The sequence below is a fragment of the Rhodococcus sp. YH1 genome, assembly GCF_009939605.1.
Classification (GTDB): domain Bacteria; phylum Actinomycetota; class Actinomycetes; order Mycobacteriales; family Mycobacteriaceae; genus Rhodococcus; species Rhodococcus aetherivorans.
The window spans coordinates 73007-95300 of the sequence record NZ_WVTE01000291.1; the positions used below are offsets into that span (position 1 = coordinate 73007).

General features: G+C 64.4%; 15 protein-coding genes and 1 other annotated feature. Of the genes, 8 read left to right on the forward strand and 7 right to left on the reverse strand.

The annotated features are described in order from the left end of the window. The 4 genes from AIIKEEIJ_RS31520 to AIIKEEIJ_RS32785 form a co-directional block, all read right to left on the reverse strand. Positions 1-6437: DEAD/DEAH box helicase family protein (locus tag AIIKEEIJ_RS31520; RefSeq protein ID WP_443217128.1), on the reverse strand; the 6437-nt coding region annotated here is incomplete at its 3' end. 281 nt (positions 6438-6718) lie between these two features. Further along, positions 6719-7348: a hypothetical protein gene (locus tag AIIKEEIJ_RS31525; protein WP_161996128.1), complete on the reverse strand. Its 630-nt coding sequence runs from the start codon at positions 7346-7348 to the stop codon at positions 6719-6721. 200 nt (positions 7349-7548) lie between these two features. Further along, the gene (locus tag AIIKEEIJ_RS31530) at positions 7549-7746 is read right to left on the reverse strand and encodes a hypothetical protein (protein WP_238072206.1); all 198 of its coding nucleotides are present in this window, start codon (positions 7744-7746) and stop codon (positions 7549-7551) included. 39 nt (positions 7747-7785) lie between these two features. Beyond that, positions 7786-7962 carry a hypothetical protein gene (locus AIIKEEIJ_RS32785; RefSeq protein WP_169918105.1) on the reverse strand — a complete coding sequence of 59 codons (177 nt, stop codon included), beginning with the start codon at positions 7960-7962 and terminating at the stop codon, positions 7786-7788. 154 nt (positions 7963-8116) lie between these two features. Between AIIKEEIJ_RS32785 and AIIKEEIJ_RS31535 the strand changes: the two genes are divergently transcribed. The 3 genes from AIIKEEIJ_RS31535 to AIIKEEIJ_RS31545 all read left to right on the forward strand — a co-directional run bounded on the left by AIIKEEIJ_RS31535 (position 8117) and on the right by AIIKEEIJ_RS31545 (position 13456). Further along, complete coding sequence (locus AIIKEEIJ_RS31535; RefSeq protein ID WP_161996127.1) at positions 8117-10189, forward strand: DNA methyltransferase; 2073 nt, start codon at positions 8117-8119, stop codon at positions 10187-10189. Next, positions 10186-12738, forward strand: coding sequence for a DEAD/DEAH box helicase family protein (locus AIIKEEIJ_RS31540; protein ID WP_161996126.1), 2553 nt, complete (start codon positions 10186-10188; stop codon positions 12736-12738). The genes AIIKEEIJ_RS31535 and AIIKEEIJ_RS31540 overlap by 4 nt, the downstream gene beginning before the upstream one ends. A gap of 271 nt (positions 12739-13009) precedes the next feature. Next, a complete protein-coding gene (locus AIIKEEIJ_RS31545; protein ID WP_238406437.1) occupies positions 13010-13456 on the forward strand; it encodes a hypothetical protein in 447 nt (148 codons plus the stop codon). Between the two features lie 393 nt (positions 13457-13849). Here the strand turns inward: AIIKEEIJ_RS31545 and AIIKEEIJ_RS31550 are convergent, their stop codons facing one another. Beyond that, positions 13850-14659: a recombinase family protein gene (locus AIIKEEIJ_RS31550; protein ID WP_072816378.1), complete on the reverse strand. Its 810-nt coding sequence runs from the start codon at positions 14657-14659 to the stop codon at positions 13850-13852. A 1223-nt stretch (positions 14660-15882) separates the two neighbouring features. On the opposite strand from AIIKEEIJ_RS31550, the gene AIIKEEIJ_RS31555 reads away from it, so the two are divergent. From AIIKEEIJ_RS31555 to AIIKEEIJ_RS31575, 5 genes are all read left to right on the forward strand, one after another. Beyond that, positions 15883-17181, forward strand: a complete 1299-nt coding sequence (locus AIIKEEIJ_RS31555; protein ID WP_238406438.1) for an asparagine synthase-related protein — start codon at positions 15883-15885, stop codon at positions 17179-17181. Between the two features lie 12 nt (positions 17182-17193). Beyond that, on the forward strand, positions 17194-17460 hold the full coding sequence (locus tag AIIKEEIJ_RS31560) for a PqqD family peptide modification chaperone (RefSeq protein WP_161996124.1): 267 nt from the start codon (positions 17194-17196) through the stop codon (positions 17458-17460). Between the two features lie 12 nt (positions 17461-17472). Further along, the gene (locus tag AIIKEEIJ_RS34400; RefSeq protein WP_161996123.1) at positions 17473-17871 is read left to right on the forward strand and encodes a lasso peptide biosynthesis B2 protein; all 399 of its coding nucleotides are present in this window, start codon (positions 17473-17475) and stop codon (positions 17869-17871) included. A gap of 39 nt (positions 17872-17910) precedes the next feature. Then, entirely contained in the window at positions 17911-19683 is a 1773-nt protein-coding gene (locus AIIKEEIJ_RS31570; protein ID WP_161996122.1) for an ABC transporter transmembrane domain-containing protein, read from the forward strand. A 359-nt stretch (positions 19684-20042) separates the two neighbouring features. Next, entirely contained in the window at positions 20043-20867 is an 825-nt protein-coding gene (locus AIIKEEIJ_RS31575) for a transposase family protein (RefSeq protein ID WP_161996121.1), read from the forward strand. Positions 20868-20874: 7 nt separating this feature from the next. Here the strand turns inward: AIIKEEIJ_RS31575 and AIIKEEIJ_RS31580 are convergent, their stop codons facing one another. Together AIIKEEIJ_RS31580 and AIIKEEIJ_RS31585 are read right to left on the reverse strand one after the other, a co-directional pair. Next, a complete protein-coding gene (locus tag AIIKEEIJ_RS31580; protein WP_161996120.1) occupies positions 20875-21693 on the reverse strand; it encodes an IS3 family transposase in 819 nt (272 codons plus the stop codon). Further along, positions 21598-21732: a sequence feature (AL1L pseudoknot), on the reverse strand. It overlaps the preceding gene by 96 nt. After that, positions 21690-22001 carry a transposase gene (locus AIIKEEIJ_RS31585; protein WP_006935361.1) on the reverse strand — a complete coding sequence of 104 codons (312 nt, stop codon included), beginning with the start codon at positions 21999-22001 and terminating at the stop codon, positions 21690-21692. (Overlaps the previous feature by 43 nt.) The genes AIIKEEIJ_RS31580 and AIIKEEIJ_RS31585 overlap by 4 nt, the downstream gene beginning before the upstream one ends. Positions 22002-22294 lie beyond the last annotated feature (293 nt).

The following is a 22294-nucleotide window of genomic DNA, read 5'->3' on the forward strand; positions in this document are numbered from 1 at the left end:
TGGCGCACGCGCCGGCCAAGGGGATCGCGTTTGCCACCGGCACCCCGATCAGCAATTCGCTGTCGGAGATCTGGGTGATGACCAAGTACCTGCGCCCGGAACTGATCGAGCATCGCCACCAGCTGCGGCACGTTGGCGTATTCGGCCATGCGCGTGCGCATCTGGATGCGGGTGGCGGTGGTGTTCATCTCCGGCACCGACACCGGCTTGGCGAAGGTCCCCGCCCAGTTGTCGATCCGTCCCAGGCCGGCGGCATGCAGCAGGTCCGGGCGCAGGTACTTGGTCATCACCCAGATCTCCGACAGCGAATTGCTGATCGGGGTGCCGGTGGCAAACGCGATCCCCTTGGCCGGCGCGTGCGCCATCCCCTGCTCGGCGCCCCGGGCGCGGGCCTTCTCCCGCAGGTACTTGGCCTTCATCTCCAGGTCGGTGGCCCGCTGGGAGCCGTTGGTGACCGACAGGTCGGCGCTGTTGGACGGGCGGGTGAGGTTCTTGTAGTCGTGGGCCTCGTCGATGAACAGGAAGTCGCAACCCGATTGCTCGAAGGTCAGCCCGTCGTCGGTGGCCTTGGCCGCGATGATCTTCTCGATCCGGGCCTCGGTGTTTTTGATCGCCTGCTCGATCTGCTTGACCGTGAACTCCGCGCCCTGGTTGTTGGCGGCGGCGAGGGCGTCGCGCAGTTCGGCGAGTTCGCTGTCGAGGTACTCGATCTGCGCTTCGCGGCGCAGGGCGATGCGACTGAACACCGACTGCGGCACGATCACCAGGTCCCAGTCTCCGACGGCGGTTTGCCCGACGAAGCGTTGCCGGTCGTCGCGGCCGTCGAGTTCGGAGGCGACGAGGATGTTGGCGTTCGGGTAGGCGTCGCGGGCCTCGACCGACCACTGCGCGAGCAGGTGATTGGGCACCACGATCCACGGCTGGCGGATTTGTCCGAGCCGTGTGGCTTCCATGCACGAGGCGGTGATCGTCAGGGTCTTGCCGGCCCCGACGACATGGTCGAGCAGGATCGTCTCGTCGTGCAGGAACCGCTGCACCGCCGCGGCCTGATAGTCGTACGGCGTGTACTTCGGGTTCAGCCCCGGAAACGACTTGCTGCGGCCGTCGTGGACCGGTTTGACGTAGGAGTTGTAGCGCTCGTTGAATGCGCGGGCCAGGCGCAGATAGCGGTCGCCGTCCTCCCACAGCCACTTTTCGAACCGTTCTTGCAGCGCCGCGGCCGAGGCGTGGGCCTGTTCGGTGAGCTTGACGTTGAACCGCGGCTTCGGGGAGCGTTCGAGCTCGTCGGCGGTCTTGAGGATTTGGACGGGTTTGTTGTTGGCGAGCAGCTCGACCATCTTCACGCCCGGAAGCCGGTCGGTGCCGTACTTGTCCGGGTAGCCGCCGGACCATTCGTGGCGGCTCTTCTGGTCGGTCCCGAGTTTCCAGGTGCCGGTGACCGTGTCGTGCTCGACGGTCAGCCGGTCGTCGCGCAGCCCGAACTCCTGGACCAGGAACTGGCGGTAGTCCTCGACCGGAATCCAGGTCGCGCCGATGCGCACCCCGATCTCGGCGGGGTCCACATCCGCCGGCACCACCGATTCCAGGGCCTGCACCAGCGGCGCGTAGCGGGGATCGTCGGCAGCTTTGACCTTCGCGAGTGCGAGCTTGTCGCGGACCTGCCCGGACAACGCGACGGTGGCCACCTCCCACTGGTCGTCGGCGTGCAGGGACGGATAGATCTTCCCCTGGGCCTGCTCGAGCGCGTCCTCGACGGACACATTCAGCAGCTCGGCCACCCGCTGCGGGGCGATGTGTCCGAGTTCGTCGAAGCAGATCGCCAACGCCTCGTCGAGGTCGGCGGCGCCGGTGGCCTTGTCCTTGAAGGGGGTGGTGTCCTCGGTGAAGATCGCCGTCTTGGTCGCCACCGCCTCGCTGCCGTCGAAGCGCGACTGGAAGTTCTCGATCGCCAGCACCATGCCCAGCCGTGGATCCCGGGCGATCGCGCCCTGCAGATGCGCGGAATACCGCCGCGGCTGCGGCTGCTCGGCCGCCTTCTCGCACAGCTCCTCATACACCTGGTCGGGAATCGACCCGGTGTAGGGGCCGGCCTGCGTCGGGTCGAGTCCGTCGGCAATAGCCTCGTCGCGGCCGGTCTTGAGCCGCCACTCGTCGATCGCCTTGTCTAGCCGGGCGGCGGTCTTCGCCTCCGACAGCGGCGTCGGTTCGGTGAGCTTGAACCGGTTCAGCGGCCCCCACCGGCGCACGTAACGGTCGTAGAGCGAGTTCAGCCGGCCCCGGAGCACGTCCCGGTCGGCGACGGTGGCGGTGCGGGAGCGGCTGGCCTCGGACAGCTCCATCACCGTCTCACCGAGAGCGATGAGCACCTTCCACTGTCGCGCCAGGTCCTTGCCGCGGCAGCCGACCTCGGCCCAGCCCCGGCCGAGGGTGAACTGCTCGAAGCGATTCTCGGTCTCGTGGAACCGCATCGCACCGGGCAGCACCTCGTTCGAGTCCAGACCGGCTCCGGTGCGCAGCCCCGGTGCGGTGAACGCCGAGGCCGCGGCCGGGTCGGGGGCCGGGGCGGTGAACCCGAGACCACGCGCGACGGCCCGGTCGACGATCGGATCGAGCTGGGTGCGCAGCTGCTCGGCCAGGGCGCTGCCGGGGTGCGGGGTGACCCGCAGCGAGCCCCCGGCATACATGCCGCCCCCGACGGTGAGGGTGCCCAGCACCCGCTCCGGGTACTTCGCGAAGTAGGGGTTGATCCAGGTCCGCGCCGGCTCACCGGTCTTGGCGTCGATCGCGGCGACCTGCACGGCGGGTGCGGCCCAGTCGAGAGTGTCCTCGGTGGGGGTCGCGCCGTCCTCGCGGCGGCGGAAGATGAGCACGTCGGTGACCACGTCGGTGCCGGCCTGCCGGTCGAACGCGCCGGTGGGCAGACGCACCGCACCGATCAGATCACCCTTCGCGGTGATCGCGGCGCGCTGTTCGGCGCGGCGGGCATCGGAGGTGAACATGCTCGTCACCACGGCGACATAGCCACCGGGCGCGGTCAGCGCCAGGGACTTGGCGATGAAGTGGTTGTGGATCGCCAGACCGTCCGCGTTGTGGATCGGATCGACGGGCGCGAACTTGCCGAACGGGACGTTGCCGATCGCCCCGGTGAACGTGTTCTCAGGCGCGAAGTTGCGCTCGAAGCCATGATTGCGGATCTGCTGCGAGGGATACAGGTAGTGCGCGATCTTCGCGCTGATCGGCTCGATCTCGACACCGACCATCCGCACCGAGGCCGGGGCGGTGCCGACGAAATGACCGGCCCCGCACCCAGGTTCGAGCACCAGAGCGCCGTCGGGCAACCCGGCACGCGCCGCCGCCCGCCACAGTTCCGCCACCACCGCGGGGTCGGTGTAGTGCGCGTTCAGGGTGGTCTGACGGGCCTGGGCGAAGCCCTTCTCCCCAAGCAGATCGAGCAACTCGGCGTGCTCGTCGCCCCACTGCGCGAGAACCCTCGGGCGTTCGTCGAAGACCTCCGGCACCGCTCCCCAGCCGGACCACCGCGCCAGCACTGCCTGTTCGTCGGCGGTGGCCGGTCGCTGCTGCTCCTCGAGCCGGCGCACCAGGCGCAGGGCGGCGATGTTCGCCCGTGCCCGGGCCTTCGCCCCGGACGGGACCAGCACCTCGGTGCCGAGATTGAAGTCCCGTGCCTGCACATCCTGCGGGGCGGGACGCACAGCCGCGGCGGTCTCGGCGGGCCGCTCACCCTCGAGCTCCGCAGCACGGTCGCCGGTCTCGGTGACGACCTCCGGCTGCTCGCCTGCGGCCGCGGCGGTGGCGGCGGCCGACGGCTCGGCCGCACCGGCGGCTGCGGCAGCCTCCGGCTGCGGTGCCGCCTCAGCCTGCGGTTCTGCGATCGCGGCGGATTCGTCTTCGGCGGCCGGTGCGGCGGCCGGCCCGATGGGGCCGACCATCAGACGGTCGTCAACCGCCCATGAGGTCGCGGCGGCATCACGGCCGGCCTGGGCCGCCGGTTCGGCGGGAGCCGACTCGGCCTGTTCGAAGATCACCGCGCCTGTGTCATCGACCGCAGGCGCTACGACTCGAGGGGACGGCGGCTCGGCCTCCTCGCTGATCCGTAGTTGTTCCGCCTCCGCCTCCCTCTCGGCGTCGGCCTCGGCAATGTGCTCCGTGTCGCGCTGCTCGCCCTGGCGTGCTGCCGCGAGGCCGGCGCGAGCGTCGGCGATCGCGTCCCGCAACGTCAGCTCGGGTCGGGGCCGGCCATCGACGTACGTGATGGAGGCGGAGCTTTTCGGTGCCCGCCGGGAGCCGATGGTGATGTGCCGGCCAGCGGGATCACCGACGACCACCTCTCCCGCCCCGGCGAAGGTCAGGTCGGTGGGGGCGAGGCTGTAGAGGTCGTCGCCGGCCGCCCGGATCTCGCGCAGGACCTGCGGGTCCACGTCGTGCGCGAGCGTCCAGTGCAGGTCGATGCCGAGGGATTCGAGCAGGTCGACCTCGGCCGGGAAGTCGCTGCGCAGCTGGTCGATGATGCCGCTGCGCACGTCGTTGATGAGTGAATGGTCGGCAGCGGCCGAGCCGGATTGGCTGTACTGCCACAGCAGGTCCGCCCGGGCGGCGGCGTGGTAGAACTCGTTGTTCCGGGCGTAGGCGTTGGACCTGGTCAGCACGGTGGCGCGGGCCTGGGCATAGGGGCGGTAGACACGCTCGATCCACTCCGGGATCGGGATGTTGCCTGCTTCGAGCAGCGCACCGACCGCCACCCGTGCATTGCGGCCGCAGGTGACGAAGGTGCCGCCCCCGTCGAGGGTGTAGTCCCAGCCTCGGGCCGGGAGATAGCTGACCTTGCTGGTCAGGCGATCGTTCAACTTCAGGGCACAGTATGCGGCTCCGTCGCTGAACCGGGCGGCAAGGTCCGATGCCTGGGGTGCCGGCAGGTTCGGGATGATGGTGCCGCGCATCTCCGCAGCCAGCCGGGTGGCGGGGATGTCGGCGGTCGCCGCGACGAGATCGGGGCGTTCCTCGGCCATGACCTCGAACGCGGTCTCGATGCCGATCTCGATTAGCGGGGTGCGCGTGTCCATCGGCAGTCCGGCCCACGATCCGAGGAGCGGGTCCCGGCGCGCGTGCATGGTCATCCACGCCGTCCACTGCGCGGCGGTGTCCTGATCCCAGGTCAGCTCGGGGCCGTGGATGCGCTCCCACTCGGCATAGGCCCGCTCGTACAGCTCGGCCGGCAGCGGGTGGTTCTCGAGCAGGACTTTCGCTGCGGCCTGCCGCAGCGGGGATGCCTCGCGGGCTGCGTCGGCAATCAGCCTCTGGGCCTCGGCGCGGGCCACGGCCGGCAGGTACTCCGGGCGCCGGCCCTCGACCTGGGCGATGAGCCTGGGATCGACAGCGACCTCGGCGATCAAGGCGCGGCGTTCCTCGGCGGTGGCCTCGCGGCGTCCCTGCGCGACGCCGTCGAACCACCGGCTGCGGATCTCGTCGCGGGCCTTGCGGCGGCGCACCGCCTTGATCGCGGCGGCGACCTGCGGGTCGGTATCCGGTTGCGGCAGGGTCAGCGGGTCGTCCGGGTCGTAGGCTGCGCGGCCTCGCGCCCACCATTCATCGACCTCGACGGTGGCGGCCTGGTCGATGCCGTCCTGCACGGCGTCGACGTGCTCGCCGCGCTGGGCGGCGGTGGCGGGTTCGGCCGGCTCCCGGGTGTCGAGCACGGCCTGGGTGGTGTCGAGGAAGTCCTCGGTGATGTGGCGTTCTTTGCTGGCGCGGGCATCGACGATCGTGTCGGTGACCTCGGCGGTGACCGGGTGCTGCACCGGCTCTCCGGTGCGGGCCTGCCAGTACGCCTCGGCGGCGCGGTGCCCGAGTTCGCCCAAGCGTTTCGGATCGGACAGGATCGCCCGGCACACCAGGAACATCCCGTCGGTGAGCGAGTCCCGATCGGCCATCAGATCGGCCAGGGCGACCTGCGCCTTGACCTTGAAATGACTCTCGGCCCACGAAAGGAACTGCGCGGCGGTGTTGACCTGTGGGTTCGCGGCAGCATCGGCCTCGGTGTCCGGCTCGGCCAAGGTCTTGAGCAACCGACGCTCGACCTGGGCCAGCGGATCGATCACCGGCCGCGGCTGCCGAGCCTGCCCGGCCTGCGGTTCCCCGCTCCGGGACACCCCGGCAGCGGCCTGGTCCTCGGGTGCCGGCTCGACCGGCGTCGCGGCCGGGATGAACATCGGTCCCGCGGGACGGCCGGTGAACTGGGCCTGCGGGAGGTTGCCGGCCAGCAGCGCGGCGATCAGGTCGTGGGCCTGGCCTTTGGTGAGGCCCGCCTCAACCACGAACGGCGCGGTCGTCTCCGCTGCCAGACGCTCGAGGGTGCGGAGCTGACGGGCGGTGGCCGGGTGCTCACGCCACGCCGGCTTCGCGGCCGCGACCTCGCGCACCGTCCGTTTGGGAACGGCCTCCGGGTTGATCCCGAAAGCGTGCAGCTCGCTGCGCAGCCGGTTCTCCTGCGCCCGCAGCTCACGCCAGCGGCCCCGCAGACGTTCGAGGCGCTCGGTGAGCGTGGCGACGCGCTGACCGTTGAGATCGATACCGCGCTCGAGGCCGAGTTCGTGCGCCCTCGCCAGGGCCGTCCTGGCTTTGACCAGGCGACCGCCGAGTTTCTCGGCCTGCGTTTCCAGCTCGACGAGCTGATCGCGGACCTGCGCCCACTGCGCCTGGATCAGAACGGCAGATCCGGGTCCTCCGGCGGGTTGCGGCGCATCTCGTCCTCGATCAACGCCGCCAGTTCGTCCGCCAACGGGTCGCGGGAGGTCATCGGCACCGGTTGGTTGTCCTCGATCCGCTGCGCGATCAGGGCCTTCGCCAACGTTCGGAACCACCCCGGCTTCGCCAGCCACACCCGTTCCACGACTCGTACCGCGGTCGGGTTCGGTCGCACGTTCCGTGTCCGCCACCGCTCCGGGTCCTGCGCTGCCCGGGCGGCTTCCCAGTCCTTCTCGATTTCCTGGTCGGCCCACTCCTCGAACCGCTCCCACGACTCCCGCATCTCGGGTGTCACCTGCGGATACAGCTCGGTGGCGAGCACCATCTCCCGCGCCGCCCGCCACGCTGTTTCCTTGGCCTGCAGCACGTCCCAGTACGTCGCGTCCGGCGCCGCCGGGTGCGCCTGCTCGAACTGCTCGGCCGCGTCCTCGGTCATCTGCTGAAGGCGCAGCGCTTCCCGGTCGATCCGCTCCTGCTCGGTCGCCGGATCGAGCCCCAGCCACTCGACCAGAATCCGCCTGGTCTCGGCCGCGATCCGCAGGTCGATCCCCTCGACCTGCGCCCTGAAATCCTCGCTCTGCGTCACCGCTGCGTCCTCCTTGATCCTCGGAACCGGATGCGCCCCGCGGGGCGGCTTGCTCTGCCACACGACCTCCTCGACTGCGCCCGATCCCGGGCGTAGTTCCCCCCCTGTTCCGCAAGGGATTACAAGGTCGATATTACCATCAAGATCAGCGAAAAACCGCGTCTGACCTGCGGTTTTCCTCTTGTCGTCCGGTGCGGGCGTTACGGCAGGCGGGCTGCGCGAGGGGTGGCCACAGCAACCGCCAGAACGAACAGCAGCGGGAAGATCATCAGTCCGCCGAGCCCGGCGAACACCGCCCGGCCGGCCCTGCCGTAGCGCCGGTACGAGCGCGACGCGCACACGGCCGCGCTCACGGTGGACAACAGATTGAAGATCGACAGGATCACGAAAAAGCCCACAATCGAAGTCCCTTCGTCGGCGTGTTAGGCCAGGGGTGGTTAGAGATCGAACAGGGAGAACTGGTTCTTCGCGGCCGCGGCGTCGGTGTCGCGTTCGTACCGTTGCGCCATCAGCCGCGCCGCTTCCGGGGCACAGCCGATCTCCTGCGCGACAGCGTGCCAGTCGGCACCGTCGGCGTTCATCTCCCAGGCGGTGCGGTGCAGCTCGTCGTCCATGCGCGCGTCCTCCTCCGTGTCGGCCGGCCGTTGGTTGTCTATTTTGCAATATTATTGACTGGACTGCAATTGACGCCGACCCCGCGGCAATGAGGACCAGGCACCCGCATAGCCTTCTCATGTAACAGTTCAACCGGGAATGGCAGGGAGCAGGATGAGCGACGAGTCCAACGTGCTGGATCAGTTGATCTCCCGCGTTGACGACGACACACTGCGCGCCCGTCTCGCCCACGAAGTCGACCTCTTGCGCGGATCTCGCCGATTCGGCCTCGTCTTCGACCGGCACCTGCCCGAGTCCGTCCGACTACCCGACCACCCCATCCGCAAGGGCATCCGCGTCGCGCTGCGCGACGAGTCGTCTGCCAAGACCTGGGTCGTCGACCGGTTCACCGACCGCACCCGCGAGGTCGCAGTCCTCACCGGCGATGGCGGTGAGCGGCACATCTGCGAGCTGATAGTCGTCCGCGAGTTCGGTGAGCCGATCTACCCGGGCCTCCGTTCAGTCGAGCGCATCGAGAACGGACCGGCCGACGCGCCGTGGCACGTCGTGATCAACGGCGAGAACTTCCACGCCTTGCAGGCGCTGCGGTCCACGCACCGGGGCAAGGTCGACCTGATCTACATCGATCCGCCCTACAACACCGGCGGCAAGCGATCCTGGCTCTACAACGACAAGTTCGTCGACAGTAGCGACCGCGCAAAGTCTTCGAAGTGGCTGTCGTTCATGGAGCGTCGACTTACCGTCGCACGGGATGTGTTGAAGCAGTCGGGCGCGATCATGATCTCGATCGGCGACGACGAGCAACACCGACTTCGCATGCTCATGGACCAGATTTTTGGTGCAGAGAACCAGGTCGCGCAACTCGCTGTCGAGATGTCCACGACCTCGGGCCCCAAGACGACCAATGCCCAACAGGGAACAATCGTCAAAAATGTAGAGTACGTACTTATCTATCGCAAGTCTGAGGCATTCGATCTCGAAGTCAAGCACACCCCGCTCTATGACGGGATCGACAAATGGGATGCGAACTATCCGCTGTGGCTCAACGACGACGGGACCACTGATTCAATCTACGGACGACTTGATCGCGAACCCAGCGTGCGGGCGGATATCGAGCGATTCGGGCTGATTCATCAGACAGGAAAACGTAAGGGCCAATTTATCGGCGCACCCAAGATGGACGTCCTTCTCGCCGCTTCCACCGCGGCCCGGGACTTCGTCCACGCCAACCTGCACCGTATCGGTCGTACTGATACGGCTCCGGTATCGGGCAAGGACGTCGACGTGCCTGCAGGGCGATGGGTGGACCACCGGACCGACGGCCGGTCCTACCGACTCACCAGGTCAAGCGCAGGAAAAATCTGGCAGATCTATACTCTCGATCGTAATTTCCGCAACTCCGACGACTATGATCCACGATTTGGGCGCACTGTGATCCGAGGGGATTTATGGCGCGGTTTCTACTCCGACATGGGACATGTAGGAACTGAAGGGGGTGTCGGATTTGCTAATGGAAAGAAACCTGTGCGCCTCATCAAACAGCTTGTCCGGTGGGCCAACAATTCGCCGGATGCTGTGGTGCTGGACTTCTTTGGCGGCTCGGGCACGACGGCCCACTCGATTATGTCGATGAACGCAGAAGACGGCGGAAATCGCAAGTCGATAATTGTCACCAACAATGAAGTTGGAATTGAGCAGCAACAGAGGCTGCGCCGGCAAGGTCGGCATCCCGGAGACCAGGAATGGGAGCAATGCGGGGTCTTCCAGCAAGTCTGCCGGCCCCGGATCTCGACCGTGGTCACCGGAAAGCGCCCGGACGGCTCCTCTTACTCGGAGGGACTCGCGGCGAACGTCGAGATGTTCGACCTCACCTACCTCGATCCCGGTATGGTGCGCCGCGGGCATGAGTTCGAGTCCGTGGCCCCGCTGATGTGGCTCGAAGGCGGTGCCCGCGGACCCCGCATCGACGAAGTCCCCGAGAAAGGCTGGGCACTCACCGGCGCGTACGGCGTTCTGTTCGACGTCGACGTGCTCACCGCATTTGCTGACGCCGTGACCGACGCCGCGACCAGTGGAACGCCCCCTGCGGTGGTGTTCGTCATCACCGACTCCGAGGCCGAGTACCAACAGGCCGTCGAGCGGCTCCCGGTCGGGATCGAGACCGTCCAGCTCTACGAGGACTACCTGTCGAACTACACCATCAACATCACCGGTGGTGGGCGGTGAAGTTCACACTGGAGCCGTACCAGAGCACCGCGGTCGAATCGGTGCTCACCCACCTGGCCAAGGCCCGAGCCGGCTACCTCGACGACGGGGAGCGCACCGCCGTCGGTCTGACCGCGCCCACCGGCGCCGGCAAGACCGTGATCGCGACGGCGGTGCTCGAAGGGATCTACAAGGGCACGCCCACGCGGACTCCGAACCCGGACATGACGGTCCTGTGGATCACCGATGACCGCTCGCTCAACGCGCAGACGATCTCCAAGATCACCCAGGCCTCGGGCGGATCGATCGACATCAACCGCATCCGCTTCCTCGGCGAGGTCGACCACCGCACGCTCGAACCCGGTCACATCTACTTCGTCCACATCCAGGCGATGCAGAAGAACTCGACGCTGCACGCCGTCCGGCCCGACGGCACCCACAACGACAAGCGCACCCACGGCGCCTGGGACATGATCGCCAACACCGTCCGGGAACGCGGCGAAGACTTCCTGGTCATCTGGGACGAGGCGCACCGCGGCGCGGGCACCAAGAACACCGACCGCAAATCGATCGCCGGCACCATCGTCGGCGGGGGCACCACGAACATCGGCACCGTCCAGCCGCCGGCCCCGGTGGTGCTGGGCATCTCGGCGACGCCGGACCGATTCCAGGCCGCCATGCAGGCCGCGGACCGCACCATGCGGCTGGTCGAGGTCAAGGCCGGCGACGTCCGTGAATCGGGTCTGCTCAAGGACCGCATCCTGCTGCGCAGTCTCGGCGAGTCGCAGTCGGCCGACAACACGATGCTCGCCCTGGCCGTCGAGGACCTGAAGTCCTCCGACCAGGCGTGGCGCATCCACCACGCGACCACCGGCGACCGGCCGGTCGAGCCTTTGCTGGTGGTCCAGGTCGAGCAAGGTCTGTCTCCGGCGAAGGAGGAGGCGCGGCTCGCCGAGATCCTCGCGGTGATGGAATCGGCCTGGCCCGTGTTGTCGGACTACGCCGTCGCCCACGCGTTCGGCGACCACGGCCAGTACAAGGTCGGCGACAAGACCGTCCGATACCTACCGCCCGAGGCCATCTCCGGTGACGACCAGGCCCGCGTGGTGCTGTTCAAGTCCGCGCTGACCACCGGCTGGGACTGCCCGCGGGCCGAGGTGATGATCTCCTTCCAGAACAAGGACAGCTACACCGAGATCGCCCAGCTGATCGGACGATTGGTCCGCACGCCGCTGGCCAAGCGTGTCGACGGCGGCGACGACCGCCTCAACGAGGTCGCCGCGTACCTGCCCGGGTTCCGCACCGAACACGTCGCCCGCGTCGTCAACGCCCTGACCGAGGACGAGACCGTCGAGGTCGACGTCGTCGTCGCCCCCGTCGTGTGCGAGAAGTCGGCCGATGTGCCCCCCGAGGTGTTCGATCTGCTCGACTCGCTCCCGTCCTACACACGGCAGAGAACAACGTTCAGTTCCCGTACCGCCCAGCTGATGCGCCTGGCCGCCGCGCTCACCGAGCACGACCTCCTCGAGCAGGGCTCGGCCAAGGCCAAGCAGTGGATCGTCGACCAGATGCGCGCCGCCGACGGACAGCGCAGCAGCGAACTCGACGCCAAGGTCGAGGACATCATGTCCCTGACCGTCAGCACCACGATGGTCGCCTACGGCGAAGCGCTCATGCAGAGCGTCGGCAGGTCCGCCACCCCCACCAACGAGCGCGACCTCGAGGGCTACTTCCGGAAGGCCAAGCGTCTGCTCCCGGACGGCTCGGCCAACTGGTACTACAACGACCTGTGCGATCGAGGCGAGGACGACATCGACGCCTCGGCCCGCCTGGCCGCGATGGCCGACCTCGGATTCAAGACGGTCATCGAGGAACAGGCAGCGGCCCTCATCGACAACTGGCGTCAGCAGCACGCCGCCAAGGTGTCGGCGAAACCGCGCCATGTCCGGGACCAGATCGAACCGCTGTGGCACCTGGGCGGAACGCCGATGCTGCCGACCACGGTCGCGGTCCGCGACGCCTACCCAGCGGCAACCGAGAAGGTGCGCGGTGCGACCGTCGAGCCGATCGACACCTACCCCTCGCACCTCTACGTCATCCCGGCGGGCAAGCCCGACGCCGGCAAGTTCCCCGTCGACACCTCCCGCTCGTCATGGGAGCAGGAAGTCCTCGACTCCGAACTCGACTCCGACACGCTCGTCGGCTGGTACCGCAACCCGTCATCCGGCCGGCACGCGTTGGCAGTCCCGTACGAGTTCGGCGACAAGCACCAGCTCATGCACCCCGACTTCCTGTTCTGGCACGACGACGGCGACAGCCAGTACGTCATCGACATCGTCGACCCGCACCGCTTCGACCTCGCCGACACCTCGGCCAAGTGGTCCGCGCTGGCACGCTACGCCCAGGACCACGCCGACCGCGTCCGCCGCTGCCTCGCCGTCGCAAAAGTCGGCGCATCGCTGCGGGCCTTGGACCTCACCGCCCCCGGCATCGACGAACGCATCGCCGCGGCCACGAATCAGAACCTTCTCGAGGCGATCTTCGTCGCCGAAGGGGTGTCGTATCCTTGACCACCCCAATACCAACTGGAGGATGAGAGTGGGGCAGCCGAACAGAGGGCGTTTTCTCGACCGACCGACCCCCTGGGTGGACCCACCCCCGCCGGGACCGACCGTTGTCATCGACATCGATGGTCCACTGGCCAAGATGGACGCGTTCACCTACCTGATTTAGGCCCCCAAGTACAAGGACCGGGACTGGAAGGCCTTCCACAGGCACTTCAGCGACGCCGCGCTCAACCGGCCCGGCGGCCGCCTCGTCCGCGACCTTGCCGGCGCGGGCTTGACCATCGCGTACACCACAACGCGTCTCGGCGCGTTCATGCCGACCACGGACTACTGGATCCGGCAGAACTCCCTACCTCCGGGACATATCGAGTGCCGCGACTTCTGGACCGACGGCACCGTCCGCCCAGCCCTCGACATCAAGCGCCGGCATTGGTGGAAATGGGTCGACAAGTACGAGGACCGGTCACCGGTCGTGGCCTGGATCGACGACGACCCCGAGGCTGTGGCGATGCTCGCCGAGCAGGGCTGTCCGGCCTGGCAGTTCGTCCAGCTCGTCGGCGAGCATCGAGCCGGAAACCTGCTGTCGACGATCGAGCGCGGCCCCGGCCCGCGGTCGAGTTCGCCGAGCAGCGCGCCGCAGCCCGCCCGATTTTCGACGAGGCCGAAACGGTCCGCCAACGCACACACCCGAAATGGCAGCAGGCACACGCAGCCCGCATGAAGCAGCAGCGGCAGAAGGAACACCGCCAACGGCTCGCCCAGGCGTGACCGGCGACGGTCGACTGTCCTCGCCGGCACCGACACCGGTCCTGACGAGGCACTCGCGTGGGCGGAAGTGACCGGGCGTCCGGCGCCCCGGTCCGACGGCTCTCCGCGGGTGGTGAGACCGGTGTGGGGCCGGGGTGTACCGTGGCCGTCGGTCACGCGCGGTCACCCCCGAGCGTGCGGGCCGTGCGCCCCGGCCTCTCCCCCCGACGCCGGGGCGCTGGCCTTTTCAGTATGTATATGTAGTGGCCCCCCGACGGCGGGGATCAACTCGCTATCCATGTACAAGCGGGAAACAGCACGTCCGCTGGTACGTTGCGAGACTCTTCCTAGATTCGTGGTGAGCGGATCATGTGACGCGACCAAGAACGCGGCCGGCGCGAGCCAGCTTCTCGCGCTCGCGATCCGCGGCGCGGGCGGACGCTGATCGTCGGCGCGAGTCGGCACGAGCACGTGAATCGACAAGCCGCGCAACCGTTGACGGATGCCACCGTCCGCCGCGTTTCGCGGGCACGCCAGCGTCGTTGAGGCGGCGGGCGATAGCTCGCACGCCGACCCCTTCGGCGGCCCAGGCACGCATCTGGCGCAGGACAGCAGCTTCCTGGGGGTGCTCGATGAGCTGGTGATCGACAACACGCTGACCGTAGGGAGGCGATCCTGTTGCGTATCCGCCGCTTTCGGCCTTCTGCCGTCTCCCTGATTTCAGGCGTTTGACGATCAGCCCACGTTCGAGCTGGGCGGCGGCTCCCATGACCTGCCGGACGAACGTGCGCATCGGATCGTCGTCGTCGTCGGGGAGGTGTTCTCCCCGGTCGGCGGTGAAGAATCGCTTTCCGTGTGCCCACACCACCGACAGGATGGCTTCCTGCTGGGTGAGGTGGCGGGCGAGGCGATCGAGGTTGGGAGCGAGTAGGGCGTCGACCTTCCCATCGGTGAGCATCTGCAACGCTTCGGCCAGGCCGGGGCGTTCGTCGTCACCGGCCTTTCCGGTAACCCCCTCGTCCCGGCACATCCTCACGATCCGCATGTTGTGTGTGCGGGCGTAGTTGCGGCAGTCCTTCTCCTGGACGTCGAGGCCATAGCCCTCGAGCTGCGTTCCGGTGCTGACTCGGCAGAGCACGACTACCCGGATCGGACGCGGTTCGTGGGTTACCGTCATGCTCTCAGCGTATCTATCTATGGATATAGATAGAACGACGCAGGTAGAGCGGTTTTCGTCCGATGGAGTGGGCCGTACTTGTTCCGGCGGGGGTTTCCCGGTGGCGAAGCCATCGGTTTCTCCTCGTTCCCCGGTCGGGAGGCCCCCGGTGGCGTCGCTACCGGGTTGTGGGGCCAGTGCGCCGCCGTCCGCGGCGGTGGTGAAGGCCCGCGAGGGGAGGCCCCGCCAGGGGCCGAGCCGTGAGGCGACCATAGTGCTGTCTAAGCAGGTAGGTTCGGGCGGCAGCATTCGTGCGGAAAGCGCGCACCGCCTCCGGGGCGGTAGCGGTGCAGGTCGTGCGCAGACACCGCGTCCGGCACGAGATCCTCGCCCACGTCCGGTCCGCACATACCTGGCCGGAATGTTCCCTGCTGTCATCGGTAACACTCTGATGAGAAAAACTCAGTTTTCAAGTATGAATCGGTCCAATCCTTTGCGGCGTCGAGTAGGAAGAGCTAACCTTTATCATCAAGTTTCCAGAGATGGAAAGGGGGTGAGTCGTATGGCTTTCAAGAAAAGTCGGAAGAGCTATCAAGAGCCCATGCTGCGGGTGATCGGAGAGTTCCGCCGAACCACGCGCGGGTTGGGCGCATGGACTGTGGACGGAACGCATCTAGGGCGTCGAACCTAGACCCTTCTCCTCCCTACGATTAGAGATTGGCGGAGTGGTGCTCGGCCGTAACGTTACTGGTTTTGTACTCTTGCCCGACGCAGAGACAAGCCGTGTTGCGGCCGAGTGCCTCTCCAGCTGGGGTAATATCGAGCATTCGTACCCCTCAGGTAGACCAATGCTAATTCGCAATCAACGGAGCCACCGACTTTCTGTTGCTTGTTTGAAGGATCGCCGAGCAGCAATTATCGGAGAACACAGCGTTTCACCCGAGAAGTTGCGGTGCGCTCTCTCTGCGATTACCACCAATGAAGGTTGGGATTCCTTCGTTAGCACTACTAGTGGTTCGTTCCATCTACTCGTAAGCGACTCTGGTCATCTCCGCGCCTACGGGTCGGCATATGGCACATGCCGTTTATATTATGCATGGCATTCCGGTTCGATACTGGTCTCCGATCGCTCCTTCCTCCTCGCCGTAGCAACACAGGCAACGGTCAACCCATCTGTCCTGTCCACTTACCTCATTGAGAGCCCTCCTTTTCGCTTGGCGGAACAGCCGCTCTGGAATGGTGTGATGCCCGTTCCACCTGGCCACGCAATAGCCCTTCGCCACTCAGGCACAGCACCGACGATTAGGAGATGGCGGGAATACGGCGTCGGTGGACATCTCGACACCCCACGAGCAGCCGATGCGGTCCGAAAAGCACTTACATCTGCTGTTGAAGCAAGACTCGCAGCTTACAGTTCTGTTAGCTCCGAACTGTCAGGGGGTTACGACTCAACATCGATCACCGCAATCGCGTCTAGATGCACTGAACACCTAATTGGCCATACTACGGCCGGCAGGGACCCGCTAAACGAAGACATGCATTGGGCCTCTCTGGCTGTGCAGGAATTGTCTGGCATCGAACATGACGTTATGGCCCCACACGACCATGCTCTGTTCTTCGACCGAATTCTCGAAGAGGCTGTTCCCCTCGATGAGCCATCGATAGCCACGGCAGGTGCAGCACGAGTTATGGGGGTCTACCGTCGCCTTCGAGCCCGAGGCTCATCCCTGCATTTGACGGGACACGGGGGAGACCAGTTGTTTACACATCTCGCTGTCACGTTACAAGATAATTTCAGACGAAAACCGCTTCTCGGGTCACGTCGCGCTCTACAGGCCGCTTCCTATGGGAATTGGCCCCTACGCGATCTTGCTCAAGTCTTCATGGATCAGAGGTCTTTCCGGTCATGGTGGGCTGCAGAGGCACAAAAACTAAACGTCGATGACAACCAACCCCGTCCTCTCTTGGGCTGGGGAGTGCGCCCGCGCGTCGCACCATGGGTGGCCAGATCAGTTGTCTGCCAACTCCAGAACAAGATCGCGACGGATCTGGCCGCACAGGGCCCTCTTGCCCCAACCCGCGCAGAAAATCTGCGTCTCGAGTTCATTTTCAATGGGATCCGTTTAGGGAGGGCATTAAGTCAAATGGCTACTAGTATTGATTTAACACTATCTACACCGTTCTACGATGATGACGTAATCGATTCAGCCCTATCGGTCGACCAAATATCCACGTACTCGACAACCGGATATAAACCACTACTCGCCGCTGCGATGTCTGGCATAACTCCGGATCGGATTCTGACCCGCAAAACAAAGGACGATGGATCTATTGATCTCGTACAGGGACTAGTAAACAACGCCCAGGGCATAAGGTCTCTATTCGCCGACTCATATCTGGAGCAGATGGGTCTCATCGATGCCAAGGCCTTGCGCCGCACCCTTAAGAATGCCGCACACCCGTCGCTGGATGACGGTGCGATCTTCGCGACATTAGCCTGCGAGATGTGGGTCCGAACCTATGCGACTTACTCACAACAATGAAATGGGAGTTTCATGTACTCGCTAAGCAGTTCAGCGCTGGTGTCATACACGGAATACGGCGCTGCTATATTGAATATTGATACTGGTACCTACTTCATGTTAAATGAAACTGGCGCTGATATTGTCAAGCTGCTATCCGAGAGTCTCCCATCAGCCGCAGTTGCCGAACGCATTGCGGAAGTCTATGACGCACCCATCATGGAGATAGAGCGCGACGTCAAGAATATTCTTGATGAACTAATGCAGAACGGCCTCGTCGAGCTAAAGACGATCTCATGAAATGAGTATGTAATGCGATGGCCCGTCCGGAAATTCGACACTGGGATTGCCGTAGCTCTCTCGGTTACCTCAGCTCGAATGCTCGCTCGATTGTCGCCTCGAGCGCTTGAGACGATCATGCGCTTCGTAAGTCGCGGTTCAATGGCCGCGACCTTTCGCGTTGCCACGAAAGCACACGCGGATGTGATTGACTCTTCCATAGGGATGGCCGGTCCTCATAGTTGCTTGCCGCGGTCCATTTCTGTCGCGCTGCTTTGTCGCATACGTGGATACTGGCCTCGGTGGTGTGTTGGCGTCAGGACCCACCCGCCATTTGCAGCACATGCTTGGATCGAGGCCGAGGAACGTATGATCGGAGAATTCACTAGCCCTGGCGCCTACCAAACAATGATTTCTATCGACCGGCGTTAGATTTGCATATTTCAGTATCTACGGAACTAGCGCGAGGGAATGAGCATTATAATGAGCAGACGTAGCCATGCAATAGATCCCGAACAAACCAAGTATGATGACTTCTCGACGCTTCGAGAGATTATACGCATAATCTGGCCTCAACGTGCGCGGATCGCCATAGGTCTAATTACATCTATCTTCGTCGTTGCGTTAGCCCTCTTGCAGCCACTTGTTGCTGGCGACGTCGTGGCTCACGTTTCACAACCTTCGGCATTTGCGGCTTATATCGCTATTCTTGTTGGTCTCTTGATCGCTCATTCCGTAATAGAGGCAATTAGCGGATACTTGCTGGAGGTTGCTGGTGAAAGAGTAACGCGGGACCTAAGGCGCGACTTTACTCGACACATACTGGCGTTGCCTTTGCGTACAATTGAGACGATGCGTCTGGGGGATCTAATCTCCCGAGCAACCTCAGATACGACGCTCATCAAGAACTTGGCATCGCAAAGTCTTGTCCGTTTGTCAACGGGAATGCTCGGAGCAACAGGCGGCGCGCTATTGATGTTTAATGTAGATCGCATATTGACCATCGTCGCACTCAGTACCATGGCGATAGCGGCTGTAGTGCTTACGGCTATTGCCCCAAGAATCCAGAAAATCGCTATTCGAAGCCAAGAGTCAGTTGGGATAATTACCTCGGACCTTGAGCGGGCTCTTTCCGAGATACGCACTGTGAAGGCTAATCAGACGGAAGGGTTCGAGGTTAAACGAATTACAAAATCAATCGATGGGGTATTTCGACATAATCGCGAAGGCGCTCGACTCGTATCTATTGGGAGTCCGCTGATCCGTCTCGCGACAACAGGATCCCTCGTCGTCGTACTAATTGTTGGAGGCACGCAAGTGTCTTCGGGGGAGGTGCCCCCGGATCATCTAGTGACTATTATGCTGTACGCGATCTATATTGCCGGTCCTGTGAGTGACGTGTTTGAGTCTGTCTCGGAAATACAACGAGAGACCGGCGCTCTACGCCGGATATCTGAAGTGGAACGCCTATCGGTAGAGCCGGTATACGTCGCCGCTGTAGAGAATGACCCGATAATCGGCCAACGTCCGATGTCAACGAGCGCTAATCGAGAGCCCGGAGTGTCCGAAGGACTGCAGTTCGAGTCAGTAGGATTCTCTTACCCGGGAGGCAACAGCCGGGTGCTAGACGGGGTTTCATTCAGTGTTAACATCGGAGAGCACGCAGGTCTTGTTGGCGTATCGGGATCGGGCAAGTCGACAGTATTCTCTCTCGCATGCCGCCTCTACGAACCTCAGACGGGAACGATCCGAATTGCTGGTTCGGATCTGCGCAAGATTAGTTTGTTCGAGGCTCGTTCACTAGTCGGACTGGTAGACCAGCATGCACCAATTCTGTTCGGCTCACTACGAGAGAACCTTCGATATGGAAACGAAGCCATATCTGATGACGATATTAGTGAAATTGTCGAGAGGGTCAGTTTGGGCGATCTTGTCCGGAGTCTTCCCAGGGGGCTCGACTCGCAAGTTGGTGAACATGGTTCACTACTATCTGGTGGGGAGAGGCAACGTATCGCTCTAGGCAGGGCGCTGCTGGGGAACCCTTTCGTTCTCCTACTCGATGAGCCTACTGCTATGCTCGATAGCAAAGCAGAGGAGTCTCTTATCGAGGTTCTCTCAGAGGTGAAGAAATCATGCGCGATTCTAACTATTTCCCACAAGATGTCGACGTTAGTTGCGTGTGACACCCTTTGGAAACTTGAACATGGCAGGATTTCGCTCTCAATGCCGGCTAGTCTGTCCTGAGTTGCACCAGGTGAGCCGGTTCTCGGGGTGATCCCGGGTATCTGCGCAGGTAGAGGGGGTCAGGGCTCCGTAGTTGTTGATTTCCAACGCTCTGTCAAGTCCCGAGTTTTGTTGAGGCTGAGCGTGTGTTCAATTCTCAGGCCGCAGAGGCGGCCGGCGGTTGTGCGTAATAGGCGGCCTCGACCTCGGCCGGGGTGCGATAGTCGAGCATGCCGTGGACCCGTTCGGTATTGAACCAATGAGGTTTTCTCAGTGAGTTGATCTTGCTTGGGCGGTGTCAGGACCGGATCGCCAAGAGACGCAGAGCCCCTGGTAGGACTGGATTTGCGAAGATCAAGTCCACGAACCAGAGGCTCCACGTGATCACCTATTCTGCCACGCTCGACGTCCCTCGACCGCTCGCCCAGTACCTGTGTCGACTGTTGCAGGCCGACCGCCGCGCACGCGGTACCCGCAGGGGCCGCCGGGCCCTGACTGCGTTCGCCCAGGCGGTACTCGTGCTGCGCTGGTTCCGGCAGGACACCGCGCTCACCGCCCTGGCTCGCGACGCCGGCATCTCGATCGCTACCGGCTACCGGTACCTGCACGAAGGCATCGACGTGCTCGCCGCCCAAGACCTGCCCGACGTGCTGCGCGAGCGCCTCGCCGCCGGCGAGACCCACGTGATCCTCGACGGCACCCTCATCCCCAGCGACCGGGTCGCCGAGACCACCCTCGGCAGCAGAGGCACCCCGATCCACCTGTGGTATTCCGGCAAACACCGCCGATTCGGCGCGAACATCCAGTTCGTGGCGACCGCGGACGGATTCCCGCTGTGGGTCTCCGACGCGCTGCCGGGCAGCACCCACGATCTGACCGCTGCCCGCACACACCGGGTCACCGGAGCCCTGTACGCCGCCGCGGCGCAGGGTCTGCTCACCCTCGCCGACCAGGGCTATCAGGGCACCGGCATCGGTATCCACATGCCCACGAAAGCCCCTGCCGACGGCAACACCCTCGACACCGACACCGTCTGCCGCAACATGCTGCTGACCAGTCTGCGGTGCCTCGGCGAACGTGCCGCTGCGCTGCTCACCACGCGATGGAAGGCACTCGACAGGATCACCCTGTGCCCCAAAAGGATCGGTTCCATCACCAAAGCGGCGCTCGTACTCACGCAATTCGAGCACGCAGGCCGTTACTGAGAAAACCTCAATGCACCCACTGCGCCGTGGCAGCCTCGACATCCTCCCGGCCGGCCCAGGGACCGTCGAGGAAGATCAACTCGGCCTTGTACAGCGAGTTCAGCGCCTCGGCCATCGCATTGTCGAACGAATCGCCTTTCGATCCGACCGAGGCGACCGCGGCGGCCTCGTCCAGGGCCTGGGCGTAGCGCAGCGCTCGGTATTGCACGCCGCGATCGCTGTGATGGACCAGTCCGGTGACGTCGCGGCCTGCACGGCACCGTGCCCACAGACCCATCTTCAAGGCGTCGAGTGCCAGATCGGTGTACATCCGCGTCGAGGTCTGCCACCCGACGATCATGCGGGAGAACACATCGAGGACGAACGCGACATAGACCCACCCGGACTGCGTGCGCACATACGTCAGATCGGCCACCCACAGCTCGTTCGGCGCGGTGGCCGTGAAGTCCCGTTCGACGAGGTCCTGGGGCCTGTCGGTTTCCGGTGCCGGCTTCGTCGTCCGGGGCCATTTCCCGCGGACGGTGCCGCAGACACCGAGTTCGCGGCAGAGTCGCTCGATGGTGCAGCGGGCCACCTCGTGGCCCTCCCGGACCAGTTGGGCGTGGATCTTGCGGATTCCGTAGACCCGCATCCGTGGGTGGGTGTGGATGCGCATGATGTGCTCTTTGAGGACGGCGTCGCGGCGCGCTCTGACGCTGGGTTCGCGGCCTATGAAGGCGTAGTAGGTGCCCGGGGCGATCTTGACCTCGGTGTTCTCGGACAGAACACGACAGATCGGTTCGATCCCCCAGCGGTGTTTGTGTTCGTCGATGAACGCGACGATCACTTCAGTCGGCGGTCGAACTCCGCCTTCGCGAAAAAAGCTGTGGCAGAACGTAATATCTCCATCGACTGCCGTAGTTCGCGGTTCTCCTTCTCCAGTCGGCGGATGCGCGCTTCGGCGTCGACGGGCTCGGTGGGGAGCTCGTCGTCTTCGGCTTTGCGCACCCAGGTCCGCAGGGCTTCCTTGTGGACACCGGTCTGCTCGGCAATCCGGTTGATGGCGCCGGTGCGGGTGTCGGGGTCGCGGCGGGCTTCGACGGCGAGTCGGGTCGCTCGCTCACGGAGTTCCTGAGGGTACTTGTAGTTCGCCATGATGAGTCTGGGGTGATCCTTCCGGGATATCTGGCTCACCCTCAATGAAACCAGGGACGATTCACTCTGACCAGCGAAATCACCCCCTCAACACCAGGTCGGCAGCACGATACGGACACCCCGCCAACCGCCTGCACGCCCGCGCAATATTCGACTGCCCCGCCTGACCCGAGTTGGCTCACGTTTTCGGGATGATCGACGGCTCACGTCTGTGACCTGCTGGTTCTCGTCGGGATCGGTCTCTGATTTCACGCACTAACGGCTCTGGTTCTAGGCTCGGCGAGTGGTGTTTG